The following is a 19,704-nucleotide window of genomic DNA, read 5'->3' as shown; positions in this document are numbered from 1 at the left end:
ATCCCCATGACCCTCCTTGTGACCGGGGCGACCGGTTTCGCCATGAGCGTGCTGGCGCGCAGCTGGCTCGACCGCGACCCCGCCGCCCGCGCCGTGGTGCTGGACCGGGCGCCGCCCGACGCCGCCGCCCTCCGCTATTTCGCGCCCGTGGCCGACCGGCTGACCATCGTCACCGCCGACGTCACGGCGCCCGACTCATGGCGGGCCGCGCTCGACCAGCACGACATCCGCTACGTCGTGCACGGCGCCACGATCACGCCGATTTCGCGCGGGAGCGCCGCCGAGGCGGCCCGCGAACCCGAGGCCGAGCGGCCCCTCGACATCATGGAAGTGAACCTGATGGGCACCGTGCGCCTGCTCGAATGGGCGCGCGGCCGGCCGGGACTCGCCCGTTTCCTCTACGTGAGTTCGGGTGCCGTCTATCGACATCACGGCCCCGATTCGCCCGGGACACCGCTCCCGGAGGACGGCTATGTGGCGCCCAAGACCCTCTATGGCACGTCCAAGCTGGCCTCCGAACTGACCGTCGAGCGCTACAGCGCGCTGTTCGGCCTGCCGACCGTCTCGGCCCGGCTGTCGTCGGTGTACGGTACGATGGATCGGACGACCGCGTCGCGCGATTTCCGCCACTTGCCGAACCGCATTGCGCACCTGGCGCTGCGGCGCCCCGGGCCCATCAGCGCCAACGCGCTCGACGGGATCGGAGACTACATCCATGTCGAGGATGCGGCGCGCGGCCTCCTCGCCCTGCTCATGGCACCTCGGCTTCGTCATTCGGTGTACAACGTTGCGTTGGGAGAGCCCGTCAGCCTCGGCGACATGATCCGCTGGGCGGGGGAGCGCGTGCCCGGCGTCCGCGCCGAGACGGCCCCGGCCGGCGAGGCTGACATTCTGCAGGACTCGCCGTCGCGGGGCGGCATGTGGGGTCCCTACGACATCAGCCGCATCGTCGCCGAGACGGGCTGGCGACCTCGCCCGATGCGCGAGGCCTTCCATGCCTACATGCACTGGATCAGGGCCGAAGGAGCTTGGCTCACGGGTGTGCCGGACGGGAGGCCGACACGCGGCAGAGCCGTCGATTGAAACGAAAGATCGACGGCTGGACCGGGTGGACAGCGGGAGGGCTGGTTTTGGGTCAGGGCAGAAGGTAAGCGGACGTTAGGTGCCGCTCGCCAGTCTCGGTGTTTGAACCTGCGACGGCGACGGTCTGCACTCGACCGCCTCCCGCGGGCCCCTCGTATCGACGACGAGTAGTCACGGGCAGGACTCGACGTGCCTCCCGCCCACTGCGCCGCAGGTCCGAGGAGAGAGCTGCGAGCAGACGTTATACTCCGTCATGCACGGTTGAGGGCGCTCACCGCAGCTGGCGGCCCAAGTGTCACCACTCCCCATCTCTCCTACGTGACACTCATCGGGATCGAGCGAACAGGCGTTGGTCGCCTTCTTGATACATACCTGTGACGTAGTACGCGTCATCACCTGTATGTCCGAGTGACCTTTCACCATCGATTCGCTCATTCCTGCAAAAGAGCGATGTACTTCGTCGATTGCCTGGATTTTATCTCGCGTCTCCTTGGAATGATAAGTTACCATATAGACGAACCACTCCTCACCCGCAGTATCAGGTGGTCCATTTTTCTTATATGCAACCGTGAAAGGACCGATGAAACCGCTTGGATTCGGATAGACGGCGAATCGATAGGTCTCGGCGCCGTTCTTATTGAGGGCGTCAAGGTAGGTCATGCCAGCCGCGGCAATACTTCCCGCAGCGGCATTCGCACCCGACGTTTGGAAAACGACCAAGCCCAATTCGAGCACCTGCCCGCCGGACTGAGCTAAGGTATGAAGGTCGAAGTTGGAGTCGAGCGGTTTGACAAAAAGCATCGTCATGTCAAGCGTCTTCAACCACTTTTCGGCGACCGGTGTCGAGAAGAGCATGTTCGCCATGTCCTGCCATCTCTGCTGATTTTCCCACCAAGTCATACCAGTCCAGGTGCCCGCTCCTGTGTTCTCGGGAATGCCCTTGATCGAGTGCCATTCGCGCTCAACGAGCGGACCTGGCTGGGCGCTCAGCATCGCGATGAACTCCGAGCGCCACTTGAACATCTCAAGCTTGTCCGAGTGGGTGCGACGCAACGCGATCTCAAGCATCGGACCCGCGGGATAGCCGTCGACGCCGTCCTTGACGTCACGCCAGTTCGCAGGGAGTTGACTTGACTCAGCTACCGCCGGCGGCGCTTGACCAAGCACAGATGTCGCCGCAAGCGGGCTAACCAGAAGGAAAATCCCGGAAGCACATGTTAGAAGCATTCTCAGCGCATTAAATCGCGAGCGACGATCAGAACCGGACTCTTTGAACATGTCTTGCTCTCTTAAATTGTTTCACGCTTCGGATAAACGTCGTCGATCCCGATCGCCCTACACGAATGATAGATGTCCGACGATGTCACCGCACTTTCTTCCCCAGGTGACTGACTGTGCCTGTCAGGGGGAGAGGACGCGTTGTCAATAAACGCGGGACGGGTTCGTCGCCCGGTCGAGCGGCGACGGGGTCGGCCTTCTCGGCACTGATGTGCGAGATGCCGTGCCGTATCAGAAATTGCGTTGCACGGCCGACCTCGCCTTCACGCCCGGCTTCAGGCGCTCGTTCGGCCCATAATCCTCTGCCGGGTGGAAGAAGAGTGGCGGCGTCCTCGTGACGTTGCGGAGACGCAGGCGATAGTCGTCCAGATAGGCTTCCCGTCCAGCTTGCCCAACGCGGCCCGGCATGTAGGCGACGAACGGTGGCAACACGTCGAATCCTGTATAGCGGAGCAGCCCGTTGTGCACCGGCCAGAGCACGGCGAGAATGTCGCCGTCAACCCCGTCAGGGGCGTAGGTGTCGGCGGACGTTCCGGTCGTGGTCGCCACCATCGCCGTCTTCCCGCGGAACATACCCGTGTCGTACTTGCGGCCGCTCGCATAGGCGAACCCGCGCGCGAAGACGCGGTCGGCCCAGCCCTTGAGTATCGCGGGCACGCCGAACCACCACATCGGAAACTGCAAGATGACGAGGTCGGCTCGCTCGAGCTTGTGCTGTTCGGCCACAATATCGGCCGCCAGCGTATTGGACTCATAAGCCCTTGTCTGTTCCCTTGCGACGCTCAGAAAATCGCCGTCGACGCGCTCACCCGTGAAGTCGCCGGCGCCGACAACGGGATCGAACGCCATCGCATAGAGGTCGCTGACTGTGACCTCGTGACCGAGGGAGCGGAGGGTCACCGCTGCCGCGTCCTTCATGGCACCGTTGAAGGACCGGGATTCTGGATGAGCGTAGACAATCAGGACGTTCATGTGAGGCTCCGTCTGGTGACGTCGGACTAGAGCAGTATCGGCTTTCTCCGAGTCGCCTTGGCGACTCCAAGCCGATGAAACGAGGCGCGATTCGAGAGCTGGAGCGAATCTGCCAAAGGCGAAAGCGCTCTAGGAGACGGCACGCCGGTTTTGATTTACGTCAGGACCACGATCTTGCCGCCCGCCCTGTTCTCCTCCATGCAACGATGCGCTTCGACAATGGCATCGAGCGCAAAGGTCCTGCCGATGTGCAGCCGAAGCGTACCGGCCGCGATCTGGTCTACCAGTTCCTGCACCGGCGTCCGCATGAAATCCTTCGGCCCTCCGTCGTAGGTAGTCAGGCCCACGGCCGTCGGGATGACCTCCATAGGGCTGAAGTCGTCAAGCGACCACTTATTGCCCACCATGCCGGTCATGCAGACGAGGCCGGACGAGCGGGCGCAACGGAGCGAGTCCTTCAACGTCGTCGTCCCGACGAGTTCGAGCACCTTGTCGAACCCGTCAGGCCGCGCCTGGCGCACTATCCCCGCGATGGCACCGTCGTCGATGAAAACCTCGTCGGCACCGCTCGCGCGTAGCAGGTCGGCGCTGGCGGGGTTGCGGGTGGTCGCCGCGACCGTAGCACCTTGCGCCTTGGCGATGGCGGCCGCCGCGAGGCCCACAGAGGTTGTGCCGCCGCGGACCAGCAAGCTTTCGCCGGCCGCGAGGCGCAGGGCGGTGAAGAGCGAGCCCCACGCGGTCTGCAGCATCTCCGGGACGGCGCCGAGCACCTCCCAGGGGAGTTGAGTTTTCACCTCCTGTACCTGCCCGGCGGGTACGCAGGTGTATTCGGCGTAGCTGCCGTCGAACTGACGGCCCATCCCGCCCATAGCGGTCGCCACGGTGGCGCCCTCGGCGAAGTCGCCACCCGGCGCGGCCGCGACCGTCCCGACGGCCTCAATGCCGAGGATACGCGGGAACAGCACGCCCGGGGACAAGCCCTGGCGGGTGAACATCTCCGAGCGGTTCAGCCCAAAGGCCTTGACGCGGATCAGCACCTCGCCGGGCTTCGGGACGGAGACCGGCCGGTCCTCGATCTTGAGAACCTCCGGCCCGCCAGCCTCATAAATCACAGCGGTCTTCATCGTGGTCATGCGGCGGCTTCCTCTCACACTGCTTCGAGGAGTCAGCCCTCGCCCTGCACGGGATCGGTGTTGAAGATGTAGAGCGAGATCTTCCACGCCCCACCGATGTTATGGAGGACGAAGACCTCTCGATTCAGGTCGACGACCTCCTTGCCGCCCTCCATCACGCTCGCCCCCTTGTGGTGGAAGGTCCTCACAACGGCGGTGTCGCCGACGACGTCGATGCCGGCATAGCCGAACACCGTCGTGAATTGCGCGACCCTGAACAGGGCATCGTATGCGCCCTTCTTCTCGTCGACCGTTGTGAAAGTCGGCTTGTCGTTCCATTCAGCTACGCTGCCAGGCGCGAAGAGGGCAAGGATGCCTGCCGTGTCGCCTGCGTTCAACAGGTCCTCGTAGCGGTGGACGACATCGTAGGCGGCGTGCTGTCCGGCGCTCACAGCCGGATCGGTCGAGAAGGCGAAGGCCGGCACAGTCTCAGCGGCCCAGGCCGGTGTCAGGCCGTAAGCGAGGGCCGCACCCAGGAGAGCCACGGCTGGCCGCAGAGGTAAGGTCTTTTTCATGGGATCCGGTCTCCTCGGTATTATCAGGATTCGGGTTCGCGCAACGGCACGACGCGGCACAACGACAGCAAGCCATCAAGGCCGGCGGTCGGGGCACCGCGTTCGGCGAGGAGCAGGAAGCCCCCCGCCATGGCGGGGCTCTTAAGGAAATTGATCATTTGGTTTTGGTCGGCGAAGGCGGTGTGGAAGATCAGCGCCGCCAGCAGGCACCAGCCGGCCGGGACCAGGCCCAGCGGGCGAAGACCGAAGCCCAGCACCAGGCGCATGCCGCCACTGATCTCCAGTGCGGCCGCGGGCCCGATGAAAATGCCTGGAACACCGTATGCCGCCATGTAGGCCTGCGTCGCCGCCTTAACGGTGACCTTGCCGAGGCCCGACAGCCGGAATAGCACCGACATCAGGAGCCGGGTGGGAAGGTCGATCCAACCCGGGAGGCAGCGCGGTCCTGCCCGCATCAAGCGTCTTCCGTCCCTACTGTGACCTCGCCGCCGTCCGGGTCGCTCTCGAAATGCCACACGCCCTTGGTGCGGAACGACATGGCGGTGGCGAACGTGTCCTCCATGAATTGCATGTAAGCGAGCTTGCCATTCGTGACCTTGGCCAGGATGGCGAAAGGCGTCGTAACGGTACGGCCGACCTTCGTCGACGTGTAGGTGAAACGGCTGAACACGGCGACGTTCTCGCCGGAGCCGAACACGTCCAGCATCTCGAAGGCCTGGACCTTCCAGAACCGGCCTACCTTGACGAAGGTGTCGACGATGCTCTTCGCGCCGTGGCCGGTGCCGCACCACGGCATCAGCTTCTTCAGATCGGGATTGTCGTAATTCAGCGATACGTAGGTGGCGTCCTCCGCCACGAGGCGGCTGACCGTGTCGAGGTCGGTCGGCGTCGCTAGGATTGCTCGTACGACGTCGACGGGATCCTGGGTGGACATGCGTCTCCTCCATGGTCGTGGTCAGGCCAGCATGCCGCCGTCGACGTTAAGCGCGACACCTGAGACGTAGGTGGCGTCGGGCCCGGCCAGGAACGCCACCGCGCCGGCGACCTCGTCGGACGTCCCGTATCGCTGCAGCGCCGTGAGACCCGCGAGCGTCGGGGCGTGTATGGAGGCGGCTGGGTTAGTGTCGGTGTCGATGGGCCCTGGCAGCACGGCATTCACGGTGATGCCGCGGCTGCCGAGGTCGCGGGCCCAGGCCCGGGTGTAGGCGGCGACGGCGGCCTTGGTGGCGGAATAGTCGCCCCAACCCGGCAGCGGTGATGCGCTGCCGAACACGCTGCCGATATTGATGATGCGCCCGCCCTGCGCCATCAGCGGAACCGCGGCACGCACGGCCGCGGCTACGCCCCTCACGTTGATATCAAACTGCCGGTCGAAGGCGGCGAGGTCGAGCGATGGGTCGTCGACCTTGCCCATCAGCGACAGGCCGGCGCTGTTGACGAGGATGTCCAGCCGTCCGAAGGCGTCGCGGGCGGATGCCACGAGCCGGGCCACCTGGCCGGCGTCGGCCTGATCGGCCTTGAACGCGAGAGCGCGACCGCCGGCATCCTCGACCGTCTTCGCGACCTCCGCAGCCCGCTCCTCCGAGTCGACATAGCTGAAGGCCACGGCGGTTCCCTCGGCCGCGAGGCGCCTTACGATAGCGGCACCGATGCCGCGTGAGCCCCCTGTCACCAACGCGGCCTTTCCGGATAACCGATACGTCATCTTCCTCTCCCGTAGGTTTCTGGCGATGTGCCGCATCCGAGCCGATCGAGCGGCATCCCGACTCGGCGTGGTATCGAACCTGCAGCCGGGCGCTGTGACCCATCGTCGATTCACGAGCCGCCCAGGAAAGATCACCGCCGACGCGACGATCACGAGCCAGGCGGGTTGATCGGCGAGAAACTGTAGCGCGAGATGCGCCAACGTCCGTCGGACCCCTTCCTCATGACGAAGAGTTCCTGATTGGCTTCCGATACGGTCTTCCCGGTCGAGCGGTGAAGCGTCGTTCCCGCGGAGTTGGTGCGGACGAAGGCCCAGTCCGGGGCCGCCATGACGACCTCGGCGATGTTGAATTTGACGTCGAACTTCATCTCGCGAAAAAAGCCCTCGTAGGCCTTCTCCAGTGCGGACTGTCCGATGCTGGAGGGGCTGAACGGCGCCATGCAGATCCCGTCCTGTGTGTAGAGCGGAAGCACGGCGCTCACCTTCCCGCTATTCAGCGCAGTGTTGTACGATGCCAGGGTGATTCGGATCGCCGCTTCGTCCTGTGCCATCGTGCTGGCCTCCATCATCGCAGGGGAACCCTGGGTCGTCTGCGCTTGCGCAGATCCGAAGGATATGCCGCCGAGCAGAACTGCTACGATCATCATCTTCGACGGGTAAGGAGAAAGCATCGAAATTCTTTCTTCTTCGACTTTCGCCGGCCGGAAGCTATGTGAATCGGCGGTGCACAACTAGCCGGCAAAAATGAGAAAAGGATTCTCAGGAATGGGACGGCGATGACGGACCTCAACGCCCTCATGATCTTCGCCAAGGTCGTCGAGGCCAAGAGCTTTTCGGAAGCGGCGCGCCGCCTCGCCATGCCGGTCTCGACCGTGAGCCGGCGGGTGGCAGATCTCGAGGAAGAGTTCGGGACGCGTCTCTTGGTGCGCTCCACCCGCAGCGTTCGCCTGACGGAGAGCGGCACCAAGGTCATCCAGCAGGCGCGATCCCTCGCCGAAATCAACGACGCGCTCGACAGGGTGAAGGCAAACCGCCGAGCCGAAAGATCGGAAACGCTTCGGCTGTCGGCTCCTCCCAGCATCTCCGATACCGTGCTGGCGCCGCTGGTCACCGCCTTCCAACTCGCCTTTCCCGACATCGGCGTGAAAGTCTTCATCTCGGGACGGATCGGCGACGCGTTCGCCGAGGGGGTCGACCTGGAGGTCAAGATCGGCCCCCGGCGGGATACGGAACTCGTCCGTCAGCCTTTGATCTCCTACCGACACCAAATTGTCGCGAGCCCCGACTACCTCCGGGGCGCGAAGCCGGTGCTGGCGCCGCGCGACCTGCTCGGCCACCCGCTGCTGGCCTTCGCCTTTCCGAGCATCGAGAGCACGTGGACCCTCACCGAGATCAGCGGCTGCGGGAAGGAAACGCTGCGCTTCCGCCCCCAACTCGCGATCGGCGACTATGCGGGGCTCACCTCGATCATGTTGGCTGGCGGCGGCATCGGCGACCTCCCACCGGTAGTGCAGCCCGACCTCATGCGCGACGGACGTTTGGTCGAGGTGCTGCCGGCCTGGACGTTGCCGGTCTTCGACCTGTCCCTGGTCCACCCGCCGACCCGCACGCCGTCGCAGCCCATGCGGGCCTTCAAGGATTTTGCGGCCAGCATGGTGCCGAAGCTCTTCCCCGATCTTCCGATCTGAACAGGGTGACACGATGGGCCAATCTCATTGAGCGCGCAGGGCCTGCTCGGCTTCGCCACGGCGGTTCTGTGCGGCGGCATCGCCGCGCCGTTGATCTTCCCTCGCTGGCCGGTCTGGGCTCGCGCCCTATGGCGGGTGGCAACGCTGGCTCTGCTCACACTGCTGGTACAGCGCATCTTCGGCTCTCCCCTCCAACCGGAACTCCGCGCCGAAGGACCCTGGGAGCGGGCATGGCAGCAGGCCGTGGAGGCCGGCTGGTGGGTCGCGGCGGCCCGCAGCCTCGCCGGCGTCGCCCGCCTCCTGCTCTCCCTACAGAACCGCTCGCGCGAGACGCAGATCCTGTCCGACCTCGTCGGCGCCGCCATCTACATCGCGACGGCGCTGGCGGTGGTGGATGTGGTCTTCGCCGTCCCGGTGGGTGGGCTCATAGCCACCTCGGGCGTGATCGCGGTCGTGATCGGTCTCGCTCTTCAGAGTACGCTGTCCGACCTGTTCTCCGGCATCGCGATCGACATCGAGCGCCCTTACCGGGCCGGCGACGTGCTGTCGGTGGAGGGCGGTGTGGAAGGGCGCGTCCGTGAGGTGAACTGGCGCTCAACCCTCATCGCGACCGGTAACGGCGATGTCGCCGTGGTGCCCAACAGCGTCATGGCCAAGTCGCGGCTCGTCAACCACAGCCTCCCCGCGCCACTGCGCCGTACTGCCATCGAGGTCCGGCTCGACCCTCGGATCCTGCCTGACCGGTGCCGCGCGGCCCTGGACGCGGCTGTGGTGGCTTGCCGCCTCCCCCTGGCGGATCCGCCTCCCACCGTCGCCCAGACGGCGCTAAGGGGCGACGGCGCCGTCTACGAGATCGCCTTCTCGGTCCCGAGCGCCGATGTCCTGGGGTCGGCACGAACCGAGATGCTGGCCCAGGTGCAGCGCCACCTCCTGCACGCCGCCATCCCGCTCGCCGTGGACGGCCTCGCAGAGGTCCCGTCTCTGCCGGTCCCGACGGCGGCCGACCTCCTCGCGCGGTCGGACCTGTTCGGCATCCTCGCCGAGCCCGAGCGCGACCTGCTCGCCGGGGCGATGAGCGTGCTTCACCTCGCGCCTGGCGAGGCCCTGTTCGCCCAGGGCGACGAAGCCCAGGCGCTCTTCGTCCTCGCTTCGGGCACGGTCGGCATCCTACGGCGCAACGCGGACGGGACTGAGTTCACCTATCGCCTCAGTCCGGGCATGGCGCTGGGCGCGATCAGCCTCATCACCGAGGCGCCTTACGCCGTCGCCGCGACGGCGCTGACGCCGGTGAAGGCCTTCCGCCTCGACCGAGCCGCCATCACGGTCGCCATCACCGGGCGTCCGAGCTTGACCGAGGGGTTGGAAGAGCTGGCACGGCGCGGACAGGCGGCGATCAGCGCGGACTTGGCGGCCGCGCGCGACCATCGGGACGAGCAACCGGACTTGTTCCTGTTCCGGATGCGCGGCTTCCTCCAGAAGCTCGCCGCCGGCCTCGGCCCGCCGCCGACGCGGTGAGCGCGAAAAGCTTCGCGCTTCTTGCCTCCCCGTCTCACGGCCGGTCGGTTCGACCTGCGCCGTAGCTCCGATGCTCCGACCCTGTCCCGATGTTTCTGGTCAATCCCGGGTAGTAAGACCTCACGCGGGCGCACTGCTGCCGACCCTCGACGGCTTAGGCATTGATTGCGACGGCGCCCACACGCATCAGGAGCACTGATCGGTGTTCTCCATTGAACCGAGGAGGCGATTGAAGCGGCGCAGCCTTAAGGCTTGCTGAAGGCAAGCGTTTGCGAAGCAGGCGTCGTTTGCTCCTGGGGTGGGACGTCCTGGACGCAGATCGGAGCCTGACCCTGAAAGAGCAGGTTCGATCGAGGCGAGCCACTGTAGCCAATGGATATTCGTCTTGACGTTCGATGGTCTGTCCCCGTTTCCACTACTGGCGCGATCTCGTCGACGTCACTGTTGGTCCGTGAAGCCATGGACGAATCTAGCCAGATTTCCGCCCAGCGCCGGGCTGAGATAGCCTCCCTCCTGGACGAGCAAGGTTGGGCGCTCGAGTGCAGCGAGGCGTCGCCCCGCTTCCGAGAACCCGTTATCGGTGATCTTGAACGCCGCCGACGGATCGTGCTCGCCGGCATCGAATCCGAGCGACACGACGAGGGCATCGGCGCCGAAGTCGTGCGCCCGGGTCACCGCCGCGGCGATCGCCGACAGCCAGGGGCCGTCGGGTGTCGCGAGGCCCAGGGGTTGATTGAAGTTGAGGCCGCGGCCGGCTCCTTCGCCGACCTCATCGGCATGCCCCGCGTAATAGGGAGCCGACAACCGCGGATCGATGTGAATCGAGCAGACCAGCACATCCGCCCGCCCCCAGAAGATGAACTGCGTTCCGTTGCAATGGTGGACGTCGATGTCGATGATCGCGACGCGGCCATAACGCTTGGTCAACTGCTGGGCCGCGATGGCGGCGTTGTTGAGAAAGCAGACGCCGGTCATCAGGTCGGGATAGGCGTGGTGCCCGGGGGGGCGGCACAGGGCGTAGACCGGGCCGCTCGACGCCGAAACCCGCTCGGCCCCATGGACGGCGACCTGCGCGCTGGCGAAGACGGCGGGCCAGGTGCCTTCCGTGATGGGGCACGAGGTCGAGTTCGAGTACCAGCCGAACTCGCCGAGCAACTCGGTCGGCTTGCGATGCATGCGGTGGGTCGGATGGACGTTGGGGATCGCCACCGGGCCGTAGTCCGGATGCTCCCGCCAACGTCCGTAGACGGTCCTCAGAAACTCCACATAGGCCGGATCGTGGACGTCGGTGATAGCGTCGCCACGGTCGAGCGGGGCTTCGACGATGTCGTGCCGGCCTTGGCGCATGACGTCGAGGAAGATGCGATATCGTTCTGCACGATCGGGTTGCGGGATGAACTTGCCGGTCCGGAATACCTCTGCCGGGTCGTGGAGGGCCTGATCGGGATGGTGGATGACGAGCATGGGTCAAAGCCTTCTCGAAGTGGCAACGCGTCTTTGGGCGTCAGTCCAGCGATCGCCCCCTTGTCTCAGGCGTCAGGGCGAGATGCGTGATCAGGGTGATGAGGCAGATGGCCATGACGTAGAGCGCGATGTAGAGCGGACCGCCGATCCCCTGCAGCCACGTGGCCGCCGCAGGTGCCGTGCCGCCGAAGATCGCCGCGCAGACCGCATACGGGATGCCGATGCCCGAGGTCCGGACGCGCGTGGGGAAGAGTTCGGCGAAGACGGTGCCGAGAACGGCATTGTTGAGGGACACGAAGATCGATCCAACGACGGCCACGAAGGCGTAGGTAGCAAAGCCGAGTGAAGGCACTGCCAGCAGGGACAGCAGCGGGTAGGTGAAGACGAGGAAGCAGGTCGCGGCGGCGATCAAGAAGGGCTTGCGCCCGATACGGTCGGAAATGGCGGCGAAGATCGGCACCCCGAGGCAGTAGGCGATGCTGGCGAGGATGCTGCCGACGAAGCCTGATGTGCGGTCGAGATGTCCGACGAGGTTGGCGTAAGTCGGGAGAAAAATCAGCCAAAGGTAGTACTGCACCCCGTTCATTTGAACGACGAAGACGATAAAGACTTCCTTGGGGAACTGCCGGATCGATTTGACGATCGAGCCCAGCCTGATTTCGGCGCTTGCCTTCATATTCTCAAACGCGGGCGTCTCCGGAATGCCGCTGCGAAGGTAGAAGCCGAAGAGCGATAGCAGTGCACCGAGCAGAAACGGCAGGCGCCAGCCCCACGCGGTCAGCTCCTGCGGCGGCAGGGCGGCTGTGGTCAAGCTTGAAACCGCGGTCGCGGCCAGCACCGCGAGGCCAATCGAGAGTTGCTGAGGCGAGGCTGCCAAGGCTCTGTGGCGCGCACTGGCGTGCTCGTTGAGGAACGTGATGGCGATCTGATATTCGCCGCCGGCCGAGAAGCCCTGCAGCAGGCGTGCCATGATGATGATCGACGGCGCCGCGAGACCGATCTGGGCGTAGGTCGGGCAGAGTGCGATGACGAGGCTGCCCAGTCCTGCCAAGACGATCGACACCGACAGGAGTCGGCGCCGCCCGTACTTATCGGCCAGCGGAGACAGCACGAAGGCTCCGATTGGTCGACCGATGAAGCCGATCGCGAAAGCGGAGAAGCTCGCGATCAGGGACGCCGTCGCGTTGTCGGCCGGGAACATCTGGGCCGCGAACACGCCGGCCAGGAAGCCGTAGATGCCCCAGTCGTACCATTCGATGAAATGGCCAATCGCGCCGCCGATCAAAGTCCGCCCGCGCCGACCGCTCACGGCCGGGAGGGGATCGATCCGATGGAGGTCCGCCCTGTCACTCATCGTTCAGTCCTCGTTAGCGCCGGGATCAAGGGGTGCGGCGCGGCCGCAACCATCGACGAGCCCGGACAGCCTCGCGTCTATCATCTCGGCGAGCAGGCCGAGATGGCGTTCGAAGTAGGCGGCGTCGTCGTGCAGGAACCGTTCGAGGCTGAGGCCCCGGATCGCGATCAGCATAAATTCGAAGAGCGCAATGGCGTCGGGCCGGCCCCGATCCGAAGGGACGAACTGCTCAATCCAGGGATGGACGACGGACCGGACCGTGTTCCGGCGGTGCTCGACGACACGCTCATGAAGCGCTTCGCTGGCACGCGTTCCGATGATGATTTCCCAAACGGCCCAATAGGCCTCGTCGCCATAAGCCTGCCAGAGATGATCGACAAGGTGCCTCGCATCGAAGCCTGCGCCCGCTCCGGTGGGACCCCTCTCAAGCAGGGAGCGGACCCGCGCCGTCGATGCATCGAGGACGGCGATCATGAGATCGTCCTTGCCGGAAAAATGATGGTGAAGCGCGCCCGTCGTGACTCCGGCGCGCCGTGCGATCCGGGCCGTGGTAGTTCCTGCAAACCCCTCGGATTGCAGCAACGACACGGTGGCGTGCACCAGCAATGCGCGCGTTTCGCTGCTCCGTTCCGCCTGTCGCCGCCGCTCGTTCAAGGCCGATACTGCTCCTCCGGAGATACATACCAATCGATATGTATGCTCCGACCTTGTCAAGGGCTCTGGAGCATGTCAGCGCTCGACCACTTGCCCTTTCCATGGTCGGGCTCGCTGGTGGTCTCGCTTCGACCCGATGGGGACGGGACTCGTCGGCACTGCACCGATGAGCCATCCGCGGTGCCCATGCCGGAGCAGGGATGGCGGGGGCCGTGGTTTCTCCACAGAACATCGGCGGTCTCAGCGAAGGGACCTTCCATCCGGTCGCGGGACTGAACATCACCTGTTGAATTTCGAAAGGGGCCGAGCCCGGGCCGTCGATGCGCGTCACTGCTGGCGTACACGGCTCGCAGTTCCGCTCGATCAAGGCGGCATTTCGGATCATCAGAACCGACTCTGAGGACATCCAGCGCACAGTCATCGTACCCACATGCCGAACCGAACCGAGGGTGACTATGGGGCCACGTCGCACCCGCGGACGGCCTCTGGTGTCCAGCCAAGCCCCCCCCGAAAATTGATTGAGGCTGGCGGAACTTCAGGCGCGATACTCGACATGTGAGAAATATTACTATCGTCGATATTCTCCAAATGCACCGCTTTGATCATGTATCTGTTGGTGAGCCCGTCGATGAACAGTGGTGACACCCTGCTTTGGGTTAGGACGCCTATTTCGGTGGGTCGAGGACCGAAACGCGAGGATCCCACCAGCGCGGCGACGTGCCTAGCTTATGACGATCCTTGACCGGCTCGGGTCGACGGATCAAGTCGGGCTAACCTCTGCTTCAGAGAAGGCCACATCGCCCCCGCAACGACCGGGATGGGTCGACACCGGCCCGCAACCCGCGATGGATCCTTCACATCGTATGCGGTCTGTGCGCCGGCGTCGTCGACATGAGCCGTGCGGAGCACCGCCGGAGGGTTGGAAGGAATCGCAACTGTGACCGAAGCCCATGGGTGTCCCGATGCGAAGCCCGGCCGTCCTGCGGCAGATGTTGACGCCGTCGCTCTTGCCGCATTAGCGCGGGCGGGCACGGCTGGATCTCCCGCGGCTCTGCGCGGACGATCCTGTCCATGTCCGGCTTCGCAAACAGATCCGACCTGACGGTCTCACCGTTGCCTGACGGCCCAAGCGTTCAGGGGACCGCCACTCCGAACACCGTCCGAGTCGTGGCGTTGCCCAGCGCCGTCGCCTTTACCGATCGTCCAGCCGGTCGGCATGCCGCTGCGGAAGAGCCTAGAACTGCTCCTTGTCGTAGAGAGCCTTGGCGTTGGTTTGGTCGATCCGCTGGCTGGGCACCATGACGTTCCGGGGTACCGACGTCGCGCAGTCGATCAGGATCTTCTTGGCGAGGTCCAGCGCCTCGGCGGCGCCGGTCGGATAGGTGAAGGTGGCGGCCCATTGGCCGTCGGCCACGGAGCGGATGCCGCCCGACGGACCGGGCAACCCGTCCGTGCCGATGATCTTGACCTGGTCGGCCTTTTCGGCCTGCTTCGCCGCGATGTAGGCTCCGGCCGCCGCGAGGTCGTTGGACGTGTAGACGAGCTTGATGTCCGGGTGGGCTTGGAGCATGGCGCCGAACACCGTGACGGCCTTGTCCTCCTGCCAGTCGACGGGCTGGACAGCCACGAGCTTGAGCTTGGCATTGTCCGCGAGGCCGTCCTTGAAGCCCTCCAGACGCTCGATCGCTGGTGAGGAGGACGGCAGGCCTTCCAAGATCGCCACCTCGCCGCCGTCCGGCAGCAGCGTGTTGGCGGCGTATTGGCCTGCCTCCTTGGCAATCTGACGATTGTCGCCGCCCACAAAGGCCGTGAAGTCGTCGCCGACCGTCTTGCGGTCGAGTTCGATGACCGGAATGCCCTTCTTGATTACGTTCGTCACGGCAGGGGTCAGCGGTGCCGACTCGAAGGGCGAGATCATCAGCAAGTCGACCTGCTTCGTCACGAAGTTTTCCACTTGGCTGACCTGCGTATTTACGCTGGCCTGACCGTCTGCGATCGTCAGTTTGAACTTGGGGTATTGTTTGACCAGGCGCTCTAGCTCGTGGTTGACGTGCTCGCGATACGGCTCTTTGAAATTGGCTTGGCTGAACCCGATGACGTAGTCGTTGTTCGGTCCGCAATCCTTATAGATTGGCTTGCCGTCGGCCGCGCAAGCGAGTGTCGTTGACGTCAGCAGCGCTGCGGCGGCGAGGGTCAGGGTCTTCATCGCGTCTTCTCCCGTGAAGGCCGCCGGTTTCTCCCGGTCGGCTGCTTGGTTCAGCGGCCTCCCGAGCCACTGTTGACGAAGGTCTGCAACGCCGCCGCCATTACGATGATGGCCCCGGTCGCGAGGAGCTGGAGCGCAGCCGAAACATCGTTCAGCTCGAGGATGTTGGCCAGCGCGCCGAGCATCACCGCACCCGCGATGGTGCCCACCATGGAACCCGCGCCGCCGAACAGATCCGTGCCGCCGATGACCACGGCTGCGATGGCGTTGAGCTCATAGCCAGTGCCGTCGTTGGGGCTGCCGAAGGAGAACTGCCCGGCGTGGACGATGCCGGCCACGGCCGCCATCAGTCCCGTGATGGCATAGACCGAGATCTTGACGGCCTCGACCGGGATGCCGCTCAGCCGCGCGGCCTTCTCGTTGCCGCCCACCGCGAAGACGTAGCGACCGTAGCGGGTATTGTTCAGCACGAAGGTCGCCAGAGCGGCCAGAACGAGGAACACCAGCGTCGCCACGGGAAACACCCCGCCGATGCGCTCGCCCAATATCGCGAAACCGACCGGCGCTTTGCCGGGGCCGGCGCCATAGGAGATGTTGATGAAGCTGTTGCCCGAGGCGATCAGCGACAGCCCGCGCGCCGCCTGAAGCCCCGCCAACGTGACGATGAACGCCTGGATGCGGGCCTTTGTCGAGATAAAGCCTTGCACGGCGCCGAAGAGGATGCCTGTCGCGACCACGAGGGACAGCGTCGTCCATAGGCTCCAGCCCTCGTTCACGAGAAGCTCCGCCGTCAGCACCGAGCACAGGCCCAGCACGGCTCCGACCGAAAGGTCGATGCCCGCCGCTATGATGACGAACGTCATCCCCAGGGCCAGGATGCCGGTTTCGGCGATGGAGCGGATGATATTGGCAACGTTGTCGGTTTGCAGGAACAGGATGTGGCCGTGGCGCCGCGGTGAGAAGCCGATGCCGGCGGCAATCACGATCACCAGGCCGAGCAGACTCTGGAAACGCACGAGGTAAGCGAGCGGGCTACGTCGGGGGCGTTCCAGAGCGGCCGGAACGGTCGAGGTGCTCATGCGGCCCGCTCCTCGTCGCCGGACTCGCAGACCGCCCGCACGGCGTCCTCGCCAGCATCAGCTCCGAAGGCATGGACGGTGCGCCCGGCCCGCATCACCACGATGCGGTCGCAGAGTCCGAGCAGTTCGGTCAGCTCGGAAGAGGCCACGAGCACACCGAGGCCCTGCTCCGCGAGGCCGCGAAGGCGCCGGTAGATTTCGGTCTTGGCGCCGACGTCGACGCCCCGGGTCGGCTCGTCGAGCAGCAGCAGGGACGGACCGTTCATCAGCTCCTTGGCGAAGACCACCTTCTGCTGGTTGCCGCCCGACAGATTGACCACCTTGGCGGCCGGAAGGCGCGGACGGACGTCGTAGTTCTCCATCGCCTCAGCGACGCGCCGCCGCTCCAAGCCGCGGGACGCGAGGCCGAATGGCGTGACCCGCCGCCAGATCGACATCAGAGTGTTCTGCGCCACGGTGTGGTGCAGAACGAGGCCGGTGCCGCGGCGATCGTCCGTCACGTAGGCGATGCCGGCCCGCCGTGCGGCCCCGATCGTGCCGAGCCTGGCCGCCGCCCCACGCATTTCCACGGTACCGCTCCAGCGCCCAACTGCACCGAAGCCGTAAAGCGCGCCGAGCAGTTCCGTGCGGCCGACGCCCATCAGGCCGGCGAGCCCAACGATCTCGCCCTCGTGGACAGTGAGCGACACGTCGCGCGGCGCCTGCCACCCCGCCCGGGGGCGAGCGGGATCGAAAGCCGCGCGGTGGAGGTGCAGGATGGGTTTGCCGACGCGGCTCGCGCGGGGCGGGAACAGGTCCGACAAGGGACGTCCGACGAGCAGGCGCACCAGTTCGGCTTGGGGCGCCTGCGGTGGACACTCGCCCACAACCTGCCCGTCGCGCATGACCGTGACACGGTCGGCGATGCGGGCCACCTCCTCCAGCCGGTGCGAGATGTAGACCACGCCGACGCCACGGGCCTTAAGGTCCCGCACGACCCGCATGAGGTGGTCGGCCTCGACGGACGAGAGGGCGGCCGATGGCTCGTCCATGACGAGGATGCGGGCGTCGGCGGCAAGTGCCTTGGCGATCGCGACGAGCTGCCGCTCTCCGATCCTGAGGCTTGAGACGAGCAGCCCCGCGTCGAGGGCCACTCCCGCCTTGGCGAGCAACTCCTGCGCGGCATCCCGCATGCGCCGGCCCTGCAGCACGCCCGCACCCGTGATCTCGTTGCCGAGGAAAAGGTTTGCCGCGATGTCGAGCCCAGGGACGAGGTCGAGTTCCTGAGGGATCATGGCGACCCCGGCCGCGTGAGCATCGCGCGGGCTCGCGAATCGCACCGGTTCGCCCGCGATGCGGATCTCGCCTGCGTCCGGCACGATCGCGCCCGACAGGACGCCCATCAGTGTCGACTTGCCGGCACCGTTCTCGCCCAGCAGCACGTGGACCTCGCCGGCCGCGAGCGTGAAATCGACACCCTTGAGGGCATGGACTCCGCCGAACCACTTCTGAACGTCGTGCAGGCCGAGCAGGGCAGGACTCACGGGCGGACCCGCCGGTGGGGCGCCATGGATCGGGACAGGCCGATCTCCATTCCATCCCTCCCTGGTCCTCCGATCATGCTCATTAAAGACGGAGTCTTGATCGGGCTGCTAGTCAGCAGCTTTCCCCAAGATATCGAAGATCTGCGCCCTTGCAACCGTTTGCTGGATTCCTGCGACGCCGCTTTTCGAGCGCTTGTCACATGGACACTCTTCCTAGATGGATCAGACGAACATGAAAGCGGACGCAACCTCCGACGAGGTGATGCGATTGCGGCCCGCTCGCTTAGAGCAATACAGCGCTGCGTCGGCAGCCTTGACGAGTTCGCCGGCGTCGAGGCTGTCCAGAACGGCGGTCGCCGCGCCCAAGCTCACCGTCACCACGGCCGCTGCCGATGAACCTCTGTGCCCAAGGCCGAGGTTTTCCACAGCACGTCTTATGCGCTGGGCAGTTATGGCGGCACCACTCTGATCAGTGTCGGGCAGGATGACGGAGAACTCCTCGCCACCATAACGGGCGACGGTGTCGCCAGCACGTTTCACCGCGCCTTGGATCGCTTCGGCAACGGCCTTGAGGCAGGCGTCGCCACGCTGGTGTCCGTATGTGTCATTGAAGCTCTTGAAGCAGTCGACGTCGAGCATGAGCAGGGACAGCGGAGACCCGGCGCGCGACGCGCGCCGCACCTCGGCCATGAGCGTTTCATCGAAGGTTCGGCGGTTGGCCAGTCCCGTAAGGGCGTCCTTAGCAGCAAGAGTTGCCAAAGTCCGCTGCTGCTCGTGCTGGGCCGTGATGTCCCGGACTGTCTCTACCACGGCGATGAGCGACCCGGAATCATCGTAGATCGGACCGGCATCGATCGCGAGATACAGGCGTCGGCCGAGTCGCGGCATGACGCACCAGTTCTGGACCGACACACCGAAGTCGCTCATGCCGTATTCGTTCCAATCGGCATAGAGCGCGCCGATGGACGCGAAATCACCCCTGGCGAGGAGATCTGCCAGACACGGGCGCGGCTCCGGATAGAATGCACTCCAATGATCGGATGTGTGCAACACGGTTTCCGCACTGACGCCGGTCAACCTTTCGCAGGCCTTGTTTCAAACGAGGACGCGCGACTCGACGTCGATCACGAATGTTGGTACGACCAAGTGCTCCATCAGCTTAATGGCGAAGCTTTTATCCGTATCCGGCCTATGTTCGACCGTCCATCCAGACATGATGAGGCACCTCGATGCGATGTCGACCGGTCGCACATCTCCGCCGCGCTGGCGAACCTTGTCAGTAAAATCTACTTCACTCACTAACGAAAGCTTACAAAGCTCGCCTTTCGACGGAGCGCGCCTTCGGTGCATTGCGTAGGCAGGTCAGGAAAATCACGCGCTCGCCGGCGTGTAGATCGGCGTCGACCGGGACGCCCAAGTGACGCTGAACCCCGTCGACCTTGACCGCACCCGCGGCGACCGCGTCGAAGTGGAGGCCGGCCCGTCACCCGCCGACC

The 19,704-nt window shown here is 65.1% G+C and carries 18 protein-coding genes; 3 read left to right on the top strand and 15 right to left on the bottom strand.

Going from position 1 to position 19,704, the window contains the following annotated elements; all coding sequences use genetic code 11:
• The first annotated feature begins 6 nt into the window (after positions 1-6).
• Positions 7-1,083 carry an NAD-dependent epimerase/dehydratase family protein gene (locus D3272_RS04435; protein ID WP_129217946.1) on the top strand — a complete coding sequence of 359 codons (1,077 nt, stop codon included), beginning with the start codon at positions 7-9 and terminating at the stop codon, positions 1,081-1,083.
• A gap of 171 nt (positions 1,084-1,254) precedes the next feature.
• Here D3272_RS04435 and D3272_RS04430 read toward each other — a convergent pair whose 3' ends face one another.
• The 8 genes from D3272_RS04430 to D3272_RS04395 all read right to left on the bottom strand — a co-directional run bounded on the left by D3272_RS04430 (position 1,255) and on the right by D3272_RS04395 (position 7,396).
• A complete protein-coding gene (locus D3272_RS04430; RefSeq protein WP_129217945.1) occupies positions 1,255-2,361 on the bottom strand; it encodes a hypothetical protein in 1,107 nt (368 codons plus the stop codon).
• Positions 2,362-2,592: 231 nt separating this feature from the next.
• Entirely contained in the window at positions 2,593-3,333 is a 741-nt protein-coding gene (locus tag D3272_RS04425) for an NAD(P)H-dependent oxidoreductase (RefSeq protein ID WP_129217944.1), read from the bottom strand.
• A 155-nt stretch (positions 3,334-3,488) separates the two neighbouring features.
• Positions 3,489-4,466 (bottom strand): zinc-binding alcohol dehydrogenase family protein, encoded by a 978-nt coding sequence (locus D3272_RS04420; RefSeq protein ID WP_129217943.1) that lies wholly within the window; start codon positions 4,464-4,466, stop codon positions 3,489-3,491.
• A gap of 32 nt (positions 4,467-4,498) precedes the next feature.
• Positions 4,499-5,020 carry a YybH family protein gene (locus D3272_RS04415; RefSeq protein WP_129217942.1) on the bottom strand — a complete coding sequence of 174 codons (522 nt, stop codon included), beginning with the start codon at positions 5,018-5,020 and terminating at the stop codon, positions 4,499-4,501.
• Between the two features lie 23 nt (positions 5,021-5,043).
• On the bottom strand, positions 5,044-5,475 hold the full coding sequence (locus tag D3272_RS04410) for a DoxX family protein (protein ID WP_129217941.1): 432 nt from the start codon (positions 5,473-5,475) through the stop codon (positions 5,044-5,046).
• Complete coding sequence (locus D3272_RS04405; protein WP_129217940.1) at positions 5,475-5,954, bottom strand: nuclear transport factor 2 family protein; 480 nt, start codon at positions 5,952-5,954, stop codon at positions 5,475-5,477. Before D3272_RS04405 ends, D3272_RS04410 begins: the two co-directional genes overlap by 1 nt.
• Positions 5,955-5,975: 21 nt before the next feature.
• Positions 5,976-6,725 (bottom strand): SDR family NAD(P)-dependent oxidoreductase, encoded by a 750-nt coding sequence (locus D3272_RS04400; protein ID WP_129218147.1) that lies wholly within the window; start codon positions 6,723-6,725, stop codon positions 5,976-5,978.
• Positions 6,726-6,874: 149 nt separating this feature from the next.
• Positions 6,875-7,396 (bottom strand): YybH family protein, encoded by a 522-nt coding sequence (locus D3272_RS04395; RefSeq protein WP_129217939.1) that lies wholly within the window; start codon positions 7,394-7,396, stop codon positions 6,875-6,877.
• A 105-nt stretch (positions 7,397-7,501) separates the two neighbouring features.
• On the opposite strand from D3272_RS04395, the gene D3272_RS04390 reads away from it, so the two are divergent.
• Both D3272_RS04390 and D3272_RS04385 read left to right on the top strand, forming a co-directional pair.
• Positions 7,502-8,413 carry a LysR family transcriptional regulator gene (locus D3272_RS04390; protein ID WP_129217938.1) on the top strand — a complete coding sequence of 304 codons (912 nt, stop codon included), beginning with the start codon at positions 7,502-7,504 and terminating at the stop codon, positions 8,411-8,413.
• 27 nt (positions 8,414-8,440) lie between these two features.
• Complete coding sequence (locus D3272_RS04385) at positions 8,441-9,928, top strand: mechanosensitive ion channel family protein (RefSeq protein ID WP_129217937.1); 1,488 nt, start codon at positions 8,441-8,443, stop codon at positions 9,926-9,928.
• Between the two features lie 438 nt (positions 9,929-10,366).
• Here the strand turns inward: D3272_RS04385 and D3272_RS04380 are convergent, their stop codons facing one another.
• From D3272_RS04380 to D3272_RS04350, 7 genes are all read right to left on the bottom strand, one after another.
• On the bottom strand, positions 10,367-11,392 hold the full coding sequence (locus D3272_RS04380; protein WP_129217936.1) for a histone deacetylase family protein: 1,026 nt from the start codon (positions 11,390-11,392) through the stop codon (positions 10,367-10,369).
• 40 nt (positions 11,393-11,432) lie between these two features.
• Entirely contained in the window at positions 11,433-12,746 is a 1,314-nt protein-coding gene (locus D3272_RS04375; RefSeq protein WP_129217935.1) for an MFS transporter, read from the bottom strand.
• A 3-nt stretch (positions 12,747-12,749) separates the two neighbouring features.
• The gene (locus tag D3272_RS04370) at positions 12,750-13,400 is read right to left on the bottom strand and encodes a TetR/AcrR family transcriptional regulator (RefSeq protein ID WP_165361214.1); all 651 of its coding nucleotides are present in this window, start codon (positions 13,398-13,400) and stop codon (positions 12,750-12,752) included.
• 1,234 nt (positions 13,401-14,634) lie between these two features.
• Entirely contained in the window at positions 14,635-15,606 is a 972-nt protein-coding gene (locus D3272_RS04365; RefSeq protein WP_129217933.1) for a substrate-binding domain-containing protein, read from the bottom strand.
• A gap of 50 nt (positions 15,607-15,656) precedes the next feature.
• Positions 15,657-16,685, bottom strand: a complete 1,029-nt coding sequence (locus D3272_RS04360) for an ABC transporter permease (RefSeq protein ID WP_129217932.1) — start codon at positions 16,683-16,685, stop codon at positions 15,657-15,659.
• A complete protein-coding gene (locus tag D3272_RS04355) occupies positions 16,682-18,208 on the bottom strand; it encodes a sugar ABC transporter ATP-binding protein (protein ID WP_129217931.1) in 1,527 nt (508 codons plus the stop codon). Before D3272_RS04355 ends, D3272_RS04360 begins: the two co-directional genes overlap by 4 nt.
• A gap of 222 nt (positions 18,209-18,430) precedes the next feature.
• Positions 18,431-19,285 (bottom strand): GGDEF domain-containing protein, encoded by an 855-nt coding sequence (locus D3272_RS04350; protein ID WP_207210122.1) that lies wholly within the window; start codon positions 19,283-19,285, stop codon positions 18,431-18,433.
• Between the last annotated feature and the right edge of the window lie 419 nt (positions 19,286-19,704).

It is taken from the genome of Lichenibacterium ramalinae (assembly GCF_004137085.1).
Classification (GTDB): domain Bacteria; phylum Pseudomonadota; class Alphaproteobacteria; order Rhizobiales; family Beijerinckiaceae; genus Lichenihabitans; species Lichenihabitans ramalinae.
The sequence above is the reverse complement of the archived record's forward strand: the minus strand, read 5'-3'. Positions and strand labels throughout refer to the sequence as shown.

Bases quoted from the DNA above. Each gene is read 5' to 3' on its own strand.
- D3272_RS04435 (WP_129217946.1), top strand. From the start codon at position 7: ATGACCCTCCTTGTGACCGGGGCGACCGGTTTCGCCATGAGCGTGCTG.
- D3272_RS04430 (WP_129217945.1), bottom strand. From the start codon at position 2,361: ATGTTCAAAGAGTCCGGTTCTGATCGTCGCTCGCGATTTAATGCGCTG.
- D3272_RS04425 (WP_129217944.1), bottom strand. From the start codon at position 3,333: ATGAACGTCCTGATTGTCTACGCTCATCCAGAATCCCGGTCCTTCAAC.
- D3272_RS04420 (WP_129217943.1), bottom strand. From the start codon at position 4,466: ATGACCACGATGAAGACCGCTGTGATTTATGAGGCTGGCGGGCCGGAG.
- D3272_RS04415 (WP_129217942.1), bottom strand. From the start codon at position 5,020: ATGAAAAAGACCTTACCTCTGCGGCCAGCCGTGGCTCTCCTGGGTGCG.
- D3272_RS04410 (WP_129217941.1), bottom strand. From the start codon at position 5,475: ATGCGGGCAGGACCGCGCTGCCTCCCGGGTTGGATCGACCTTCCCACC.
- D3272_RS04405 (WP_129217940.1), bottom strand. From the start codon at position 5,954: ATGTCCACCCAGGATCCCGTCGACGTCGTACGAGCAATCCTAGCGACG.
- D3272_RS04400 (WP_129218147.1), bottom strand. From the start codon at position 6,725: ATGACGTATCGGTTATCCGGAAAGGCCGCGTTGGTGACAGGGGGCTCA.
- D3272_RS04395 (WP_129217939.1), bottom strand. From the start codon at position 7,396: ATGCTTTCTCCTTACCCGTCGAAGATGATGATCGTAGCAGTTCTGCTC.
- D3272_RS04390 (WP_129217938.1), top strand. From the start codon at position 7,502: ATGACGGACCTCAACGCCCTCATGATCTTCGCCAAGGTCGTCGAGGCC.
- D3272_RS04380 (WP_129217936.1), bottom strand. From the start codon at position 11,392: ATGCTCGTCATCCACCATCCCGATCAGGCCCTCCACGACCCGGCAGAG.
- D3272_RS04375 (WP_129217935.1), bottom strand. From the start codon at position 12,746: ATGAGTGACAGGGCGGACCTCCATCGGATCGATCCCCTCCCGGCCGTG.
- D3272_RS04365 (WP_129217933.1), bottom strand. From the start codon at position 15,606: ATGAAGACCCTGACCCTCGCCGCCGCAGCGCTGCTGACGTCAACGACA.
- D3272_RS04360 (WP_129217932.1), bottom strand. From the start codon at position 16,685: ATGAGCACCTCGACCGTTCCGGCCGCTCTGGAACGCCCCCGACGTAGC.